Origin of the sequence: Streptomyces sp. NPDC005799, from assembly GCF_040630525.1 — a bacterium.
GTDB classification, from domain to species: domain Bacteria; phylum Actinomycetota; class Actinomycetes; order Streptomycetales; family Streptomycetaceae; genus Streptomyces; species Streptomyces griseorubiginosus_B.
In genome coordinates this window covers 1-17,252 of the sequence record NZ_JBEXXQ010000041.1, presented here as the reverse complement: position 1 = coordinate 17,252, position 17,252 = coordinate 1, and the positions used below count along the sequence as shown (strand labels likewise).

Genomic DNA, 17,252 nt, shown 5'->3' with positions numbered 1-17,252 from the left:
GTCATCCCTCCGCACGATTGTAAAGGACGCGGACGTTACGTTGGATTCCGCCGGCGCACGCATATAGGTAGAGAAGTCTTGAGAACCTGTCCACATTTAGAATCATTGACGACTTGGGCTTCGCCTTCAGCTTAGCGTGTATGGTCTTGGCGTCAGGCACAAGAGGCAGGCGTATTGTACTGATGACCTCTTCCACGTCAGCCATTTGCGTGCCTGAATCATCGAAGACATTCCTCACGGAGGCTTGTATAAGCAGATCGAATCGCTCTGAGTCTCGCTCAGCGCCTTGCGCTCGCGCGGCCAGAGACACCGCTCCGTCGTTACGGATTGCAATCAGATCCAGATCATCCATAAGGCTAAGCAAATTGCTGATAGATTGAGCGGACATGTAGTGCTCGGCTGTTGAGCCGTCCCCTCGAATCTTCATTTCGTCCGGCCTGGCGCGACGGATCGCGCTAATGATTTCTGAACGGCTATTCCACATCCGGCGTCTGGCAACCAGGCGCAATGCGTAACGTACTCGCGCATGGGTGTTGGCCATCAGTGTCCCCCAAGACGGGAGATTGGCAGACGAAGATAAATGGACCTCAACCGCATGGTCGGTGGATCTTGACCTTTGTCGGTCGGGTACATCCACAGGTTACTTCGGCGATAGCGGTCGCGCATGTGGAGGGACAGTGTGGCCCGCAACTGGTTGATGCCTAGCGTGGACCTACGGCTTGCCGTATCCGTCTCAGTACTGCGCTAACACCACGGAACCGACCCATGCGTACGGCACCAGCAAGTACAGTGATCACAAGCCCGGTACTGCATCCCCCGTCGGTACCGGGCCCTTCTCCTGTCAGCTCAGCCGCCCGACGTGTCGGCCTGCGCCGTCTTTCCGACGTACTCGGCAATCCCATCCAGGACTCGCGTAACGAAGTCGTCGCCAAGCAGGCGAACTACGTCATCGGGGAAATCGAAGCCGGCAAGCTGAACGATCCGGTCATAACCCTCCCGGAGGCGCGCCTCGCGGACCACCGGTGTGTCTGCGGCTGCCTGGGGAGACTGTGTGTACTGGCGCAGGTCTCGGACCGTTCTGAACAGAGGGGGCAGTTGCGAAAGCTGCACCGATCGGCGCAGGCCCTGGGTCATTGCGACTGCCATCGGTGTGAAGGTCAGCGCCATGTGGGCGTGGGCGTACTGCTCGAACTCGACGAACGGCTTGCCCTCACTGGCGGCGATGGCCGAGGCAAGGATGCCGACGCACGCGTCGCTGACGTGTAGTGCGGACCGACGCGTCCAGGGCATCGACGGACGCTCAGACAGCGCGTTGTCCTTGCCGACGTGCCGCAGCAGAGACGCAGCATTGGCGTGGACGAAGAAGGTACTGGTCGGCGCATAAAAGCGTCGATAGAGGCTCACGGCCCCGGTGCTGCCCAAGGCAGTGTCGATCCGGTCCGCCATCGCAAATACGCCGGGCCCGTTCGCGGCTCCGCCCATCGCTACCGCCGACTGGTCGACGAGGTCCTTCGTGACCATGCCGTCCTCGACGAGGTAGGTCAACATGCTGCTCGCCGCCTTGATGTAACCGGCCTTCAACTGCGCAACGACGTTCGTCTCGTGCAGGGAGTACACGCCCAGTACACACACTTCGACCGAGGACCGAGCCAGTTGGACAACCGCCTCGTCGACTCCGGCCATGGCTGCCCTGCGTGTCTGCTGCTGCAGGTAGAGCAGTCGCAGCAAAGCAAGCTTGGCGACGTCGAGATGCGTCGTCGCGTCGTCGTCCTCCGGCCACGGGTTGCAGTCAACGAGCTTTCGAGCACCGGCGCGTACCCGGTGGCGGCGTACCGGGTCCGGGGCGGGGAGCAGGCCGCGCACGGTGTCGGCCAAGAGGGCTTTTACGGTCGAATCCACGGCCTCAGCGTCCTCGCCCTTGCGGCTGTTCACAATGCGTTTTTCGTGCCCGCGAAAGGCCTGGCCGGGCGTCGCGTCTCGGCTTCAGCGCACCCGCTCACTCGGGCTTGCGGTTCAGCCGGCGTAGTCGTGCTGAATCAGGTCCTCGGAGGCGCGGGCAGCGATGGTGTCCGCGGCCCGCTCGAGGGCGGCGAGGAAAGGGTCGTACGCCGCGGTGAGTACCGCTTCCCGAAGGAAGTCGTCGACGGTCTTGCCCGTGGCCTCGGCGGCGATCCGCACCTGGTCCTGCTCGCCGGTCGTCAGAGGCACAGTGAGGACTTGGGTCTGGGCGACGTCCATGCGAGGACCGTACCAGCGTCCTCCCCAGCGCCAGGAGTTCCAGTTCAGGCATTCTTATTCTCCGCGCAGGGTGCTACCGCTACCGTCAGGACATGGCATGGCAGGAACCAACCATGTGGGGGGCGTTCGGCGGCTTCGCAATCGAAGCCCTGGACTACATCACCGCCGTGCGACGGCACCGTCGGGTGCCCTGGGCGCGAGAGAAAGCCACAGACCCTGGCGCCCTAGCGCATGCCATTGCCATCTTTCTGCGTATCTCCATCGGTGCCGGGCTTGCTTGTGCGGCTGCTCGCACTAGCGCCACGCCGATGTCCCCTTGGTGGGCACTGGGCCTGGGGGCAGCCGCTCCCATGGTTCTAGAGAAACTCATCATTCTAATCCCGCTCACCGCCCGCACCCTGTTGGAGTCAACTCCCCAAACGGCACCGCAGGCTTCAGAGGTGCCAGCGGTTGGGGCAACAACGTCGACCAGAGTCAACGGCACGCCACGGGGCGAGCCGCCGGCACAGACGGGCATGCTGCACCCAGATCCTCTAGAAGCTGAGCCATCCGAAGCCGCGCCATCACACCAGGAGCACGGAGGAGGATGAGTCATGCGCCCCGACAGCCTGGCCGGGCAGATCATCGCTGTGCTTTCGCGCCGCGCCTCCAGCTTCCAGCGCCTGCCCTCCGAACCGCGCAACGGCCTGGTTCGGCTCCTGAGCGGCCTCTTCCCAAACAGAACCCCGCCTCCAGCATCGCTGGCCAGCACGTCAGCCCCCCAAAGCCAGCCGCCTTCGGATACACCGACCGGCAACTTCGACGCCAGCATGCCCGCATCAATGCGGACATCCGTCCAAGCATCCGAGAGTGAGAGCCTGGTCGACATTGTTCCCTCTACTCGGGCCACGAACGCTCCGCGCGCTGGCGGGATGTACTTCGCTGCACTGCTCGCCCGTACCGAAGACGGGTGGGAAGTAAGCGACACGGAGCTCGAAGATGTCGAGACCCTGGCCGACCTGGCCGACCTGGCCCGGGAAGCGTCCGCCGACGACGACACTGTGCTCGTGCTCATCGAGCAGGAGGACGCGTGGTTCGGCGTCGTCCGCGTAGACGGCGAGGATGACCCTCGCATCTACGTCTCGAACGCCGAGGCCGCTGCCCACAGCTCGTTCGGCTGGATCCTACTTTCGGATGAAGTGCTGGCTGCGGAGTTTGCCGACGAAGGTGCCGACGCACTGCGCGGCCCGATAGGCGATCACGTGATTCTGGAAGACCTGGGGGTCTCCCAAGAAGAAATTCTTGCGCTCTCCTACGAGGATGATCCTCTGACCGAGCTCGCCGAACTCCTCGGATCCGCCAGCGTGTTTACCACCTTTGAGGCCACGCGTCACTCTGGCCTGTCGGAATGGCCCTGACGTTGTCTCCGGTGCTGCTAAACGTTTTGGCCGCGCAATGCCCATGTGTACGTAGGTGTTGAACAGCAGTTTCGAGCGGCTAACTGATGCGCTCAGCGGACAGGTGAGACGTTCAGTGCACATGGACGTGGCCCGCCTAGTTGAGCAGTCCGCGACGCCGCGGCGGGTTGATCGGCTCCGGCTCGTACGGGGCCAGGAGGATCGCCTCGGCCCGGTCGGGGGACTTCATGCCGCGCCCCTTCATCTGCTTCTTCGACTCAACGACGGAGTAGCCACCGGCATTCGACAGCAGCTTCGGCGTGGAGAGCTGCGCCGCGGACTTCTTGTCGATGCGGAAGCGGAGGCGGCCGCGGCCGGTGGACGGGTCGGGCTGCAGGAGGCTTCTGGTGGCGAGCCACATCTCGTCACGTTTGCGCCAGGGCCGCATGACGGCGCCCGGGTCGTCCTGGGTCGGGTTCTCGGACACCATGACGCCGACGATCTGCGCCTTGTGCTGCCCGTTCTCGCCCCAGGTCTCGAGCATGCTGGTGACGCCGTGGCCGATGCCGTTCTTGTCGACCTTGACGCGGACGGGGTGCGGGGATTTCAGGGCGTCGGCCAGGCGCTGCGCGGCGTGGATCTCCTCGAGGACCTTCTTGGCCACCTTCACCTGGTTGTCGTTGGCGGATCCGGCGGAGGCGTGCCGGTTGTCGATGACGTCGCCCACGCTGCGGGCGATGGTGAACTCGTCGCCACCGTCGGCGGCGACGTCGACGCCCAGGCGGACCCAGGCGCCTTCCTTCACGGTGTGCGTGGCCGTCTCGCCCTCGAGGCCGAGGTCGCACAGGCGGTACCAGCCGGGCCCGGTGGGGTCCGGCGCGTCCAGGGCGTCCTCGATCCAGGTGGGCGGGATGACGAGGCCTCCGCCTCCCTTCGGGAACTTCGCGTAGACCTTCGCGATCACGTACGGGTGATCCTCGCCGTACGAGCGGATGGTGCGGTCCACCCAGTCCTGGTCCGGCATGTGCCGGGCGAGGGTGTGCCGGTCGTGCGTGGAGTCGGGGCAGTCGGTGCAGTACGGCACCCGCTCCCCCGTGATCGCCGGGGAGTCCAGGGAGGAGATGGGCAGGGTGACGGTGGTCGGCTCCTCCGGGTCGTCGCCCTCCTGGCACAGCTCCTCGAACCAGGACGCCGGGTCGTCCATGGCCGGGTTGCCGATCGCCAACATCGCAGCGTGGCCGCCGGTCAGAAGGTTGTTCGTGCCGTGGCCGATCATCGGGGCGATACCGCCGGCCTCGTCGACGATCAGCAGGATGTGGGCCATGTGGATGCCCTGCATGGCCGCCTCGTCGTTCGCGGGGGCCGAGAAGCCGTACGCGGCGACGAAGTCGTGCCCCTGCGGGGTGGGCATCTTGTACTGGACGGTGTCGCAGTAGCCGGGCAGGCCCGCGCGGGGGACGACCTTGCGGATGTGGGGCCAGAGCTGCCGCTGGACCTGGCGGAAGCGGGTCGCGGTGGTGATGCACAGCGCGGTGCCGACCGGGTAGACGTTGACGAACCAGACCGCGGCACGCGCGGCGAGGTGGGTCTTGCCAACGCCGAAGCCGGCCGGGACGGCTACGCGCTTGTGGTCGACGAGCGCGTCGAGGACGTCGCGCTGCAGGCTCCATATGGACTCGCCGAGGATGTCCTCGACGAAGCCAGAGGGAGTGTCCCGCCACAGGCCGTATATGGAGCCGGTGGCCCGCTCGACTTCCCGCATGACGTACGGCCGCTCGCGGGCGCTGATGTCGTGCTTGAAGGCGTGACGGCGGGCGGCAACGGGGGCGCGGAGCAGGACGTCGGCGACGCTGGAGGCGTCGCGGGAGACGACGCCAGGCTTGCGGGCGCGCTGCAGCTCCTGGCGCGAGGGCGCCACGCGGAGGCGCGAGGTGGGGGGCTGCGTGCGGGACATGGCCCGGACGGTGCGGTCTACGACCGTTTTACGTCGCGTTCAAGGGGTTCTGCGGAACAAGTACGCCTCTGAGGAAGGGCGTTTCAGGGATGACGGCCCTTCTTCGGATGCCCTCGGCGGCACCACGTAAAAACGAGGCAAAAGCCGCTTACGAAACAAATACTCTCAACTGGAGGGGGTCCGAATGGCCCTTCGCGGATCCTCCTGGTGAGCCGCGACACCCCCAAGGGCTCGCCTTTGATCTGAAGGTAATTTGCGCGCTACACCTACATGATCCTTCATCAGGTGGTGGAGATCACAAAGCATCAACAGGACCCCGTGTCGCAGATCACAGAGTGGGCGTGCTTTCATCGAACACACGCCGAGGTCAAGAGACCGGGGTGGGCGGCGAATCTCTCTCACCGCGAGAGGAGGTGGAGCCCATGCGGAACATCGGACGAGATCTGATGATCGTCGCTGGCGGCCACTTGCTGGCATACGCCGTGATCTTTCTGACGAGCCCGTTCATGGCGCACCTCACCGCGTAGAGCCCTGAGCCCTGGTAAGCAACCAGGATCTACGCAGTGAGGATCGCCTGTCGGACCTCGACGGTCGTCGCCGACCTGAGAGGCCATGCCCCGAATGTATACCTCTTCGGGGGCTGGGGCGCTCAGTCGGGTCGCGAGACTCGAACTGGGCGCCCTTTGCGTGCGCGGCCTGGCCGAACGGTCCATGCCCAGACCGTCGGCCAGGCCGCGGGGTCCGGCACGGACATGAACGAACGGTCGCCGCCTGCCTGTCAGGGGTGACGCCCGTGCCGGAAGTCTTTGCCGGGGTGAGGTCCTGCACCGGGGAGGTGGAGCAGGACCGTCACTCCGGCTCTCGGGGGTGTGCTGGCTTGGGGTGCTTTCCCCGGGGGGATCTCGGGGGCAGTGAGCCAGCCGCACCTGTAGTACGACAGAGGGCCGGATCTTGTTACACCCCGAGGTCGCGGACGAACACCTGCGGCGGAGTGGCCAGCTTCCAGCGGTTCCAGTAGTCCAGGCGCACGCGGTCGAACCATGAGGACCCGAACAGGTCGTCGTCGGCGATCTTGAGCGGCTTGCCCGCGGCCACCCACTGGGCGATGGCGTCCTCGGCGGCTTTCTGCAGGCGGGCCCGCTCCTCGTCGCTCGGCGGCGCAGGCCGGATGTCGAGGGGGACGACCCTGACAGTGAACGGGCCCATCGTGACCTTGGTGTCCTGCGGTACGGCGGCCTCGAAGCCCTTGCGCATCCGTGCCAGGAGCTCGAGGAGAGCGGCAACGGCGGAGCAACCGGGGCAGGCGCAGCTCTCCGTGGCGGCGTCGCCGGCGGCCGCCGCGGTCTCGGCGGCCGGGGCGTTGAACTTGGCGAGGAGGTCCTGCTCCTCCTCAGCCGCGCGTATGGCCTGCCGGAACAGCTCCATCTCCGACTCGACCACGGTGCGCTCGCTCGCAGTCAGCCGGAACCAGGGGGTCGATTCCTGCCCTGCGCTCTCCAGGAAGCGGCGGCGGGTCTCGTAGAAGTGGCGGGTCAGGTTCGGCGGAAGCGTCGTGCGCGGTGGCGTGGTTCGCGTCGTCATGCCGGGGGGAACGCCAGGCAGCCGGATTCTGTGACACCCCTCCCCTGCTGCTGCGTCTTCTCCCGCTAGAGGCCTAGCGATCACCGGTACGCGCCGATGCCTGAGCGAAGCGAAGGCATCGGAACCTACTTAATGGTGGTACTTGATCTTGTTACTAAAGGGGCCCAGTTCTCCGGAAGCCGGAACTCCGGCGACCCGTAGACCGGCGACCGGAAACCCGTCTCCGGTGACCGGGGACCGAAAACCCGTCTCCGGTCTGACCAGCGGCGGGGCAACAAGAAGACCGGCCCCGATGGTGCTGGGGCCGGTCGGTGTGAGTGGGTGACGGCTTACAGGCCGTGGCGCTGGCGGGCCGTTCGTCGCTGTTTGTAGATCAGATCCCGGTGGACGCCGGCGTGCTCGGCGATCTGCTCAGGCGTCCAGCCATAGGGCGACTGCGACAGGGCGAGCACCGCCTCCTGCATGTAGCGCACTGCGACCTCCCGGCGGGCCCGCGCGGCGTACACGATCGGGGCCGACTTGAGGAGCTTCTCCTCGGCGTCGTCCACCCTCCGGACGCCCGCAGCCTCGGCGGCCTGGACGAGCTCCTCGTTCGACGCAGCGACCGGCAGAGAGTGCTTCTTGTCCTTGAACATCACCGTGGCGAGAGCCTGGCGGTAACCCATGTTCGACAGGCCTGCGGTCTTGGACAAGCCGATGCGCTGCTCGTAGAACCAGAGCTGTGCCAGTGCCTCGTCACGATCGTCCAGGTATGCGCCAAGGTCCGCGTCGGCCTGATGGACGACCTCCCAGGCCTTCACGACCAGGTTGTCCGGGCGCATCTTCGCGACCAGGTCCTCGGGCCGCTCGAGGCCGAGGGCCTTGAGGACCTCCGCCTTGGCGTCCGCGGCGATCTGGCCGTAGTTCGGGGCCTTGATGCGTGGGCCGTACGTGATCCCAGCCTTGGGCATGGTGGCTATTCTCCGTCCGACTGAGGCGCGGTCTTGCGCCGGCGCGCGGTGACTGGGGCAACCCCTGCCTCCACAACGGCGAGAATAGTACACCGAGGTAAATAGTGGCGTCAGGGATGCTGCGACGGTACCGGCACTGACCTGCAACGAAGCCCCGCGAACGCAACGCCGGCGACGACCACGACACGGCCGTGCGTATCGCGTACGTACCGTTGCCCGGGAGCTGGGTTGCAGGGGGTGTCCGTCGTCGCGATCCGGCCGACACCGAGGTTCGGGCCATGCGGGATCCGTGCGACCCACAGCCGGAACGAACCCAGGCGCAGGACTCGAGGGGCGCGCACGCGTGCCTTCACGGTGGCCTTCATCCGTCAGTCCACCATCCCCGCGAGCCCCTTGGCCCGGTTGCGTTTGTACTCGGCCCACTCCTTCCGCGGCATCAGCGTGTACGCCGCCACGGCCACGCGGCCGATGACCAGCTCGAGGCCGGCCTTCGGCGCGGTGCGGTCGTCTCCGTGCAGCATCCAGCCGAGACCGATGATCGGGGCGCGCGCTGTCGGCGACACGGGCCAGATGCCCGCGGTGAACCGGCCGAGGTCGAAGAAGTGCGGCCGCCGCACGGACAGCAGTAGATCCCCGATGAGGAATACGACGGACGTGGTCAGGGACCAGCAGCACCACAGCCCCAGCGCCACCGTCACGGACACGGTCATTTCCCCGGCGCGGTACGCCGTCGGGGCGCTCCAGAAGGGCGAGCGGTAGAAGACGGTGCCGGACAGCAGCCGGTGCTCGGCAATCGTGGCTCCGTCCTCCCACGAGTAGTGCATGGGCGACCGCTTCCGCAGCGACGCCTGGTGAGGGCCCTCGTGGTCGACAAGACGCTGGCAGCGACGCCGTACAGCCTCCGACTCAGCCGGGCACTGGCGGCGCTTCATCGGGCGGCCGCCACGGTCGTGGAGCGCACACCGTCGGGGGTGAGCCGGTACTCGCGGCCGTCGGGGTAGCGCACCAGGACCTCGCCGGGCAGCTCCGGCCGGCGCACCTTCCACCCGGCCTCGTACGACTCGCGCGGGTTGTCCTCGAACCAGCCGTTGCACGTCGTGCAGACAAGCAGCAGGTTGTGGGCCTGGTTGATCCACTCCTCGCGGGCGCCGCCCATACCCCTGTTCACCCGGTGGTGAATGGTCAGGTCCTGCCGTCCGCCGCAGCGCACGCAGGCGCCGCCATCCCGGTCGTAGACGATCGCCTTCACCACGTCGGTGGGACCGGTTCGCCGTCGTGCCTTCACAGCACTGGTCTCCTCGCCTGCCCCGGGCGCCGGACCGGTTGTTCACGGCCCTGGTGGGCGCACCCTGGGGCGAGGCGGGGAGAGTGGACAGCGGCCGCGGCTTACGTCGCGTCGACCGGCTGCGCCTCCCACAGGGTGCGCGCCACGTTCTCCGTGCCCTGCGTGGAGCGGGGTCGGCTCGCACAGTTCCAGCCGGGCCTTGGGCGGCGTTGCGCAACCACCGTCCAGCCGACGGCGCGCAGACTGGCCCCGGTCTCGCCTGCCTGCGTGTACGTGATCAGGCGGTTGTACCCGAGCGCCTTCGCCGCTCGCCACGCTGCTCCGTACAGCAAGCTGTTGGCGTTGCGCACGCCGTCCGTCGCGGTCCGGGTGACCTCGAGCGTCTGGCCGTCGTCGAAGTGCCGGGCGACGGGCCGCCCGGCCATGGCCACGGCGCGCAGAATGCCGTCCTGGTCGGCGGCACCAACGGCGAACACCGCCCCGGCGGGCGGCTTGTGGTGCCGGTGCCACGCGGCAACGAACTCCTTGGCGTCCTTCTGCCGGACCGGCACCAAGTGCAGCCGCGTTCCCTCCTCGCTCATGGCGTCGGTCCCGCGCCGATCGATGGCCGGTCCAGGAGCCTGTGCAGCTGCGCGCACGTGGTCGCGCCCAGGACGTCCTCGGCGAACCCGGGAAGGGTGTCGGCCCACAGGGCGTACGGGGTGCCGTGACGCAGGTACGACAGGACCAGGAGGTCGACGACGGTGGAGTCGTCGAGGATCGCGAAGGTGGCGCGCCGGTCGGCGGCGGGGGCCGCGGTCAGGTGCTCGAGCTGGTCCAGGCGGGCGAGCCAGTCGGGGACGGCCGAGGTGCGCGTGCACAGGCCGGAGTCGACGATGTTCCGGGCGCGGGCCGCGAGGCCGGCGATCCGGGTGCGGGGCGGTGCGACGGTCGGAGACATGGCCGCGGACCGTACGAACGGGCGCGGTTAGCGTCGCGCGCTACCCCTGCGCCTTGAGGTGACGTGACGTGAATCCGTTGCTCTGGGCGCGTCACGTCACCTCGTCGAGAGACGGGCGAACAGGCTGCGCCCGGCCGGGGGGCGCAGGCCGAAGTGCCGTTCGGACTCGGCCTCGAGGTAGTCCCGGCATGCCCGGAGGAACGGCATCGTGAGCTCCCGCTGGGACGTGACGGGGGGCCGGGCGGGGCGTAGAGGTCCAGGCGGCGGACGAGCCACTCGCACTCCTCGACGAGCTGCAGCGCGGCGGCCTGGACGGTGGAGTCGCCGTCGAGGAGGACCCGGGCGTGACGCCGCTTGAGGTCCTGCAGGTGCTCCCACGCCGCCTTCTGCTGCTCGCGTCGGGCCTCCGGGGGCAGCGCGGGCCACGTCTCGACGATGGTGGCGATCTGGTCGGCGGGCTCGGCGAACTTGTCGTACGTCTCCGCGCGGCGCTGGTGGGTCTGGAGCCGGGCCGACCCGTCCGGGCTGGTCTGCTCCCGGCCCGCGGCCACGCCGGCGCGAACGACGAAGCGGGCCACGATCGCGCCCGCGGCGGTGACGGCGAACGCGGCGACGAACGCGGTGGTGGAGTCCATGCACGCAATTCTGCCGAGCAGGTGAGGGGACGCGATACGGATCCGGGGCACCACGTCACCTCTCCTCCTGCCGGTCAGGCCGTGCGGTGCTCGGCGAGCGCCTGCTCGAGCTCGTCGAGGATCGTCACCATGTCGTCGATCTTCACGTAGGAGATCCCGAAGGTGACCGTGCCGTCGTCGTGGACGTCGAACTCGTACTCCGCGTACGTCTGCTCGTCCTCGTAGTGGTACGGCCCAGGCTCGGCCTCGGCGAACCCGCCGGGGCCCTCGTCGAACCAGTCGGCGCCCCACGTCTCCTTCATGGCCTGGCCGACCGCGGCCTTGGGGACGTGCTCGAACTCGATCGTGGCGCGCCCGTGGTCGTCGAGGCACACCTTCCCCTCGCCCTCGCCGGGCTTCTTCCAGCGCAGGGTGGGGCCGTAGCACTGGCATTTCTCGGCGGGGGTCAGGGCGGGGAACGCCGTGGTGAACGCTTCCTGCGCGGCGGACTGCTGGTCGTCCCACGACATTCGCCAGTCGTGCATGGCCTTCATGACGTGCGGTTGCACGCTGCTCCCTTCCGCCCGCGTCGTGGGGCCGCCTGGTGGCGGCCGGGGACACGGCGCGGGGCAAGGGGCGCACCCTGCCGATGACGGAAGGCTTGCGTCCGCTACTGGCGGTCACCCGGTCGGGGTCGCGATTCGAACCCTGTAGCCGGAGCGGCGGGGGGCGTGTCATGGTGTGTGAACGGCTGTCATTAACTGAAATCAGCTGTAGGGCTCAGGGCCCCCGTTCTGGCCTCGGAACCTTCTCGGGGACCCCTCGCCTATCTCTGTGGTCGTCAGCGCCCTGGCATCAGTGCCAGGGGCTGACGGCCCGGTGCAGCTCCACCCCTTCCTGTATGGCGCGCAGCGTCCAGTAGGTCGCCGTCATGAAGGCCCCTGTGATGACGCAGGTCCTACGGACCCGGCGCCACCACGGACGCTGCCCCTTCTTCTGGTTCTTCTCCTGCATGGCACTTCCCAACTGCCTGACAGCGGGGTCAGGCGTCCCGTCCCGGTTTCTCGGGACCGCGGTGTCCGAGAGGGCGCAGGACGGGTCTGGGCTGCCAAGAGCTATCGAAGCACTAGATGTGGGGATTGCCGTATACATGCTGAGGCGGAGACGCCCGGCACCGTGCCCGAAAGTAACCGTCCGGCCACGCTGACGTGCACTTCCTCCTGAACGTGCTGGCTCTGTGCCCTTCACAAGCCCGTCAGCAACCGTGCCACAGCACCAGGCCATGCCAACAAGCGATTAACCAGCGGGGACATCAGGTGAGTTCGCGAACCTTTGCGCAGGCCATCCAGAGCGCGCCCCACACGTGGTCGATCATGAGTCCCGTTGCCCGCTCGGCGACGCGCGCAAAGTCCACGAGCCGCTCCTTCTCCATCTTGAAGACCTTGAGGAACTCCTCCGCCAGGACCGCCGCATCCCGCGCAGCGGCTACCCGCACCGTGGCGCGCGTGGTTGTGACGGGGTTCCCCTGGACCGCCTTCTCCGTCGAGTAGCGGGCGACGAGATCGTGTTCCTCGTCGATGCCGTTGAGCTTGACCACGTCGGGTACGCCCCAGGGCGTGCGCCACTCGGCCGGGCACTCCGCCTCGAGGATCTCCGCGAAGATGCGGGCGAGCAGCAGGTTCACGTGTGCCTGCCCCTCCCGGGTGCCGCCCCCGAGAAGTCGCGCAGCCTTCACGGCCTTCTCTCCGGGCACCTGGTCGGCGGAGGCAGCAAGGAAGAGGTCGGCGACCGGCCGGACCTCGTCCATCGTCGGGCGGCGAACCATGACCCTCTCCCGTCTCGCAGCCTGGTCACGGTAACGGCTGCGCCCCGGGCGGCGAAATGCCGTCCGGGGCGCAGTGAGCGGGATGGGTCAGGCTTCGATGCCGCCGGAGGTGCCGGGGCACTCGGGGTCGAAGACGTTGCACGACCCGTTGGTCGGGTCCGACGGCATGGGTGCGGTCGGCGACGGAGCCGGCCTCGGCGGTTCGCTGGCGGGCGGGGTACTGGGCGACGGGGGCGCGGTCGTCGCCGGAGCCGTCGGGGAACTGGACGGCGTCGGGTCCGGGGCGCCGGAGGAGTCGTCGCCGAGCTTGGACGCAGCGAGCAGCAGGCCGGCCAGGAGCATCAGGAACGCGGCGACCGTCGCCAGGGTGCGCCTGGTGGACGCGGAGAAACGCATGGGAGTCCTTCCGTACGGGAGTTGGCGCGCGGAAGGTCTCCGACGCGGGTTCCTTGTGTCGCGTGCTGCTCGAGGGCCGTCACCTCTTGCCGAAGGAGGCGCGCGGCGGCGCGGCCGGAGCCTTCGGCGCCGCGGGAGCCTTCGGCACGGACGGAACCTTGGCGGCGGGCGCCTTCTGCCGTGGCTGCTGGGCAGACTTCCGGGCGCTACTCCCAGAGTTGTTGGTACTGGCCCCATGGCCGGGGGTGCCGACGTACGGCAGGCACGTCACCGGGTCCACCATGCCCACGGTGGCCGGTGGGCAGCGGCGGGAGGTGCTGTCGGCGTCGGCGTCGGCGAAGTGGACCAGGAGCGCGAACAGCACCACCAGGCCGAACACGAGGAACCCGGCCGCGAGGGCGATGATCAGGCGGGATCGGCGGTCGTCGGTCTGCGGGAACTTGGGGTTCACGGCGGGGCCTTCCACTCGAGGTGATGAGGCAGCGGATCGTGGAGGCCGGGAACGTCTTGCGTCGCGCGCTGCGGAATCGGCTTGCCCGGACGGGTCCGGGCCGGCCAGGGTGTGATCACGCACGGCGCTGCGCATCAACTGGAGCGAGGCGGGGCGGGCCGAGAGGCCGCCACGATCAACTGCCTCCGGTGCCACGAGGGGTTCGATTCCCCTGCAGAGGCCGTGCGTTTTCATGCCGTCGGCGCCCTGGCCTGCCGTTCCTACTCGAGGGGCGGCGCCTACAGTCGAGGCATGAGCACGATCCCGGAGCCGGAGCAGGCCCGCCCGTGGCGCTCGGAGGACGGGCCCAAGCCCGAGGTGTGGACGTGGCCGAACAACGACCGTCCGGCGCTCAAGGTGTGGTCGGCCGGGGCGTGGCGGTACGCGCGGGTGATGGCGCGGCAGAACTGGGCGGACGGCACCGTGCGCTACCAGGTCGAGGTGGACCTACGCGGGGACACCATGGTTACGATCCGCACGTACCAGTGGCCACAGCCCGGGTTGCGGAAGGGGTACGGCAGCGGCTCTGAGCCGTCCAGGGCGGCCGACGAGCGGCGGCAGGGGAACATGCCCCAGCGCGGCCCCGCCGGACGCTGACGGGACCGCGCAGGCGTTCGGCTACAGGTAGCAGTCCTGCAGCTCCGCGGCCAGGACGTCGCCGACGAGCGGGGCGTCGGTGAGGAGCACGCGGACGGGGCGGCCGTCGACCTCGAGCGGGACGACGGAACCGGCCGGGACGGAGTTGGGGAAGATGATGAGGCAGCCGGAGTCGTGCGCGGCGTTAACGACGAGGTAGGTGCGGACGGGGCGAGTCATGGTCTGGCGCCTCTCGAGCGGGGCGGGCACGCCCCCTGTGGGCGAGCCCTTCGCCCCTTCGCTGAGCTCAGGCTGAACGGGACAGTGGTTTGATTGCTGCAGCGCGGCGGTACGACCAGGACACGACGGCCAGCTCTGCGACGGGGAAAGCGCAGGTCACGCGTTTTCGAGCCGAAGGGTCTCAAAAAAAATCCTCCGCGCGTCTACTTGATCATGAGCAATCCGTCTCGTTTTCTCGTACGTAGGCCTTGTCTTCGCTACGTACTCCGATCTGGACGACGAGTGTTCGCGCGGGTGACCCTCGGATACGAAAGCGGTCCCCGATGCCGTCGCTGCCATCTTTTGGCGTGTTGAAGCCCCTCCTCGTCGTTGCCCGCATACTTCCCCTGCTCGTGATCGTGTGTCTGTCCGCCCCCGCATGGGTGCTCTGGGTGTTCCTCCCAGAGTCCCGGCAGCAGAGGGTGCTGGACATGGTCAAGGAACTTGCCGCCTGGGCCTGCGATGCGACGAAGCCCGAAGACGAGCCGAACAAGACGAAGCCCCAGCTCCCCAACGCCAACGGGGCGCAGGGAACCGGGGCCAGGTCGTCACCGCCGGCTGTCAGGCCGTCACGTCAACGTCCCCCTGCTGGAGGGGCCCAGCAGGCATCGCACCGCCAGCGTGCTTCAAGGCCATCCGGGCAGCGACGAGAGCGCCACCGGTGATGCCCGCCTGGGCGCACTTCTCCCACCATCCATGCGCGTTCACGGCGGCCGTGGCCCCCCGGAGGTCGTCGAACAGCCGGTCGTACTCTGCGGCCTGTTCGTCCGTCCAGTCAGGCGACGCGGGCCGTCCAGCGCGCTCTCTGCCCCGCTCGGTCTCGTCCGGCCAACCGGGATGCGGCTCACGGGGCCCCACGGGAGCCGCTTCTGCAGGGCGTGGAGAGCGGCGTACGTCTCGGCCAGTTCCCGCTGTCCCTCCACCAGGTCGGCGGGGAAGGTGTGCGGGTTGAACGGCTGCTCGGCGGGTCTGTCGTCCTTCGGGGCGGGCGCGGTGGTGCTCATGGTGCGAAGGGCAAATCGGGCCACTGACAGCGCCGGGTCCTGGGAACGGAGACGGCCTGGGCACGCCCCTGCCGGGACTGGCACGTCACCTGACGGGCGCCCGCGGCCTGTCTCGCCGCTCCTGCACTACAACTACGCAGACGACACAGAAGTCTCATGAGAGCCCCCCCGCCCTACCCGACCTCGAGGGAGAACCCTTGGACACGCTTCTGCAGTGGATGTTGTACGTCGTGACAGAGCCGATCCGGGCTGCAGTCGCGCTCCTGCTCATCCTCCTGGCCTGTTTCGTGTTCAGCCTGCCCGCGCTCCTCGGCAAGGGAATCGGAGCACTCGAGCGCGGCGTCGTTACTCTGCTCGTGCCGTCCCGCCGCGCCGCACGGCAGAGCCAGCGGAGCGACGAACGCGCGCGAAAGCAGTGGATGCGCGACGAGATGGCCCTGCTGCAGCGGGAGATCGCCGAGTACGGCAAGGAGGAAGCATCCCGCCGTCAGAGGGAACGCTTCAACGTGAGGTTCTAGTAGGACTCCGTTACGTCTGCCTGTGGGTCCTGTTTGGGGGCATGTTGAGGGTGTGGACGCACATGAAGTGAACCGTGCTCGGGCGAAGTTGGCGTTATTCGTGGCTGATGTGTTCGCCTCGGTGCCGCGCAAGGACCAGCGGGCCAAGAGCGACTGCTATCTGCGGGGGCTGATGCTGGACGGACGGCGCAAGTCGATCCAGCCGATGGCTGAGCGGCTGCCGGACGGCAACGAGCAGAACCTGCAGCAGTTCGTGAACCAGTCGACGTGGGATCCGGTGCCGGTGCGGCGACGGATCGCGCAGCGGATGGTGCCACAGATCGGCCCGGATGCCTGGGCGGTCGACGACGTGTCGTTCCCCAAGGACGGGAAGATGTCGGTGGCGGTCGCCCCGCAGTACTGCGGGGCGCTGGGCAAGCAGGCCAACTGCCAGGTCGCGGTGAGCGTGCACGCGGTCTCCGACACCGCCTCCTGTCCGCTGCAGTGGCGCCTGTTCGTGCCCCAGGAGTGGGCGGCCGATCCGGTCCGTCGACGCAAGACGGGGATCCCTGAGGAGATCGGGCACCGGGAGAAATGGCGCCTGGCCCTGGACGCCATCGATGAACTGGCCGGATGGGGTCTGGTCCCGCCGGTGGTGGTGACCGACGCCGGCTACGGGCAGAACGCTGACTTCCGCGACGGACTGGAACGTCGGGGCATCGGTTACGTGGTGGCGATCCGCTCGGATGTGACCGTCCACCCGCATGATGCGGTGCCCACGGCCCCCGCCTGGTCCGGCAACGGCCGCAAGCCGCAGCCCCGCTACCGCGGCAAGCCGTCCCCGGTGGCCGCACTCGCGGCCGACCATGGGCGGCAGGCCTTCACCGAGGTGACCTGGAGGGAAGGCTCCCGCGGACCGATGCGCTCACATTTCCTGGCGCTGCGGGTGCGGCCGGCCGGGGTCAGAGCCCGACGCCTCTCCCAGGCCGCCGCCACCGACCCGGGCAGCTGGGACGGTGTCCTGCCCGAGGTCACACTGCTGGTCGAATGGCCCGCAGGCGCCGAAGCACCCACCGACTACTGGCTGTCCAACCTGCCCGCCGACACCCCGATAGCCAAGCTGGTCCGCCTCGCGAAGATCCGCTGGCGGATCGAGATGTGTCAACCACAGTGCACTCATATAGGGGAACTGGCTGTTTGATCTCCGTGTTGGGCGGCGGTGGGTGGTTCGGTGTCGGTCCAGCGTA

The 17,252-nt window shown here is 68.0% G+C and carries 21 protein-coding genes and 1 pseudogene; 5 read left to right on the top strand and 17 right to left on the bottom strand.

The features are described from left to right. Position 1 precedes the first annotated feature (1 nt). The 3 genes from ABZ453_RS33785 to ABZ453_RS33775 all read right to left on the bottom strand — a co-directional run bounded on the left by ABZ453_RS33785 (position 2) and on the right by ABZ453_RS33775 (position 2,238). Complete coding sequence (locus tag ABZ453_RS33785; protein ID WP_359020983.1) at positions 2–541, bottom strand: hypothetical protein; 540 nt, start codon at positions 539–541, stop codon at positions 2–4. Between the two features lie 305 nt (positions 542–846). After that, positions 847–1,932, bottom strand: coding sequence for a hypothetical protein (locus ABZ453_RS33780; RefSeq protein ID WP_359020981.1), 1,086 nt, complete (start codon positions 1,930–1,932; stop codon positions 847–849). Between the two features lie 81 nt (positions 1,933–2,013). Beyond that, entirely contained in the window at positions 2,014–2,238 is a 225-nt protein-coding gene (locus tag ABZ453_RS33775) for a hypothetical protein (RefSeq protein ID WP_359020979.1), read from the bottom strand. A gap of 911 nt (positions 2,239–3,149) precedes the next feature. On the opposite strand from ABZ453_RS33775, the gene ABZ453_RS33770 reads away from it, so the two are divergent. Then, positions 3,150–3,635 carry a hypothetical protein gene (locus ABZ453_RS33770; protein ID WP_359021108.1) on the top strand — a complete coding sequence of 162 codons (486 nt, stop codon included), beginning with the start codon at positions 3,150–3,152 and terminating at the stop codon, positions 3,633–3,635. A 136-nt stretch (positions 3,636–3,771) separates the two neighbouring features. On the opposite strand, the gene ABZ453_RS33765 is transcribed toward ABZ453_RS33770, so the two are convergent. The 7 genes from ABZ453_RS33765 to ABZ453_RS33735 all read right to left on the bottom strand — a co-directional run bounded on the left by ABZ453_RS33765 (position 3,772) and on the right by ABZ453_RS33735 (position 10,324). Continuing rightward, positions 3,772–5,568, bottom strand: coding sequence for a hypothetical protein (locus tag ABZ453_RS33765; protein WP_359020978.1), 1,797 nt, complete (start codon positions 5,566–5,568; stop codon positions 3,772–3,774). 954 nt (positions 5,569–6,522) lie between these two features. Beyond that, entirely contained in the window at positions 6,523–7,149 is a 627-nt protein-coding gene (locus tag ABZ453_RS33760) for a hypothetical protein (protein WP_359020976.1), read from the bottom strand. Between the two features lie 329 nt (positions 7,150–7,478). Beyond that, positions 7,479–8,099 (bottom strand): hypothetical protein, encoded by a 621-nt coding sequence (locus tag ABZ453_RS33755; RefSeq protein WP_359020974.1) that lies wholly within the window; start codon positions 8,097–8,099, stop codon positions 7,479–7,481. 368 nt (positions 8,100–8,467) lie between these two features. Next, positions 8,468–8,923, bottom strand: coding sequence for a hypothetical protein (locus ABZ453_RS33750; RefSeq protein WP_359020972.1), 456 nt, complete (start codon positions 8,921–8,923; stop codon positions 8,468–8,470). Positions 8,924–9,027: 104 nt separating this feature from the next. Beyond that, positions 9,028–9,384 carry an HNH endonuclease signature motif containing protein gene (locus tag ABZ453_RS33745; protein WP_359020970.1) on the bottom strand — a complete coding sequence of 119 codons (357 nt, stop codon included), beginning with the start codon at positions 9,382–9,384 and terminating at the stop codon, positions 9,028–9,030. A 101-nt stretch (positions 9,385–9,485) separates the two neighbouring features. Then, positions 9,486–9,965 (bottom strand): XF1762 family protein, encoded by a 480-nt coding sequence (locus ABZ453_RS33740; protein ID WP_359020968.1) that lies wholly within the window; start codon positions 9,963–9,965, stop codon positions 9,486–9,488. Then, entirely contained in the window at positions 9,962–10,324 is a 363-nt protein-coding gene (locus ABZ453_RS33735) for a hypothetical protein (protein WP_359020966.1), read from the bottom strand. Before ABZ453_RS33735 ends, ABZ453_RS33740 begins: the two co-directional genes overlap by 4 nt. 435 nt (positions 10,325–10,759) lie before the next feature. Here ABZ453_RS33735 and ABZ453_RS33730 point away from each other — a divergent pair, with 435 nt between their 5' ends. Continuing rightward, complete coding sequence (locus ABZ453_RS33730; protein WP_359020964.1) at positions 10,760–10,984, top strand: hypothetical protein; 225 nt, start codon at positions 10,760–10,762, stop codon at positions 10,982–10,984. Between the two features lie 49 nt (positions 10,985–11,033). On the opposite strand, the gene ABZ453_RS33725 is transcribed toward ABZ453_RS33730, so the two are convergent. The 5 genes from ABZ453_RS33725 to ABZ453_RS33705 form a co-directional block, all read right to left on the bottom strand. Further along, positions 11,034–11,507: a hypothetical protein gene (locus ABZ453_RS33725; RefSeq protein WP_359020962.1), complete on the bottom strand. Its 474-nt coding sequence runs from the start codon at positions 11,505–11,507 to the stop codon at positions 11,034–11,036. A 286-nt stretch (positions 11,508–11,793) separates the two neighbouring features. Continuing rightward, complete coding sequence (locus tag ABZ453_RS33720) at positions 11,794–11,952, bottom strand: hypothetical protein (protein WP_359020960.1); 159 nt, start codon at positions 11,950–11,952, stop codon at positions 11,794–11,796. A gap of 298 nt (positions 11,953–12,250) precedes the next feature. Beyond that, positions 12,251–12,763 carry a hypothetical protein gene (locus tag ABZ453_RS33715; RefSeq protein WP_359020958.1) on the bottom strand — a complete coding sequence of 171 codons (513 nt, stop codon included), beginning with the start codon at positions 12,761–12,763 and terminating at the stop codon, positions 12,251–12,253. 87 nt (positions 12,764–12,850) lie between these two features. Then, positions 12,851–13,159: a hypothetical protein gene (locus ABZ453_RS33710; protein WP_359020956.1), complete on the bottom strand. Its 309-nt coding sequence runs from the start codon at positions 13,157–13,159 to the stop codon at positions 12,851–12,853. A 79-nt stretch (positions 13,160–13,238) separates the two neighbouring features. Next, positions 13,239–13,610 (bottom strand): hypothetical protein, encoded by a 372-nt coding sequence (locus tag ABZ453_RS33705; RefSeq protein WP_359020954.1) that lies wholly within the window; start codon positions 13,608–13,610, stop codon positions 13,239–13,241. 291 nt (positions 13,611–13,901) lie between these two features. On the opposite strand from ABZ453_RS33705, the gene ABZ453_RS33700 reads away from it, so the two are divergent. Continuing rightward, positions 13,902–14,246: a hypothetical protein gene (locus tag ABZ453_RS33700; RefSeq protein WP_359020952.1), complete on the top strand. Its 345-nt coding sequence runs from the start codon at positions 13,902–13,904 to the stop codon at positions 14,244–14,246. A gap of 21 nt (positions 14,247–14,267) precedes the next feature. Here ABZ453_RS33700 and ABZ453_RS33695 read toward each other — a convergent pair whose 3' ends face one another. Then, positions 14,268–14,465: a hypothetical protein gene (locus tag ABZ453_RS33695; protein ID WP_359020949.1), complete on the bottom strand. Its 198-nt coding sequence runs from the start codon at positions 14,463–14,465 to the stop codon at positions 14,268–14,270. A 743-nt stretch (positions 14,466–15,208) separates the two neighbouring features. Then, positions 15,209–15,508 carry a hypothetical protein gene (locus tag ABZ453_RS33690; RefSeq protein WP_359020947.1) on the bottom strand — a complete coding sequence of 100 codons (300 nt, stop codon included), beginning with the start codon at positions 15,506–15,508 and terminating at the stop codon, positions 15,209–15,211. A 197-nt stretch (positions 15,509–15,705) separates the two neighbouring features. Here ABZ453_RS33690 and ABZ453_RS33685 point away from each other — a divergent pair, with 197 nt between their 5' ends. Further along, positions 15,706–16,026 carry a hypothetical protein gene (locus ABZ453_RS33685; RefSeq protein ID WP_359020945.1) on the top strand — a complete coding sequence of 107 codons (321 nt, stop codon included), beginning with the start codon at positions 15,706–15,708 and terminating at the stop codon, positions 16,024–16,026. A gap of 52 nt (positions 16,027–16,078) precedes the next feature. Further along, positions 16,079–17,161, top strand: a pseudogene (locus ABZ453_RS33680) (IS701 family transposase); the annotation flags it as partial. Positions 17,162–17,252: the final 91 nt, after the last annotated feature.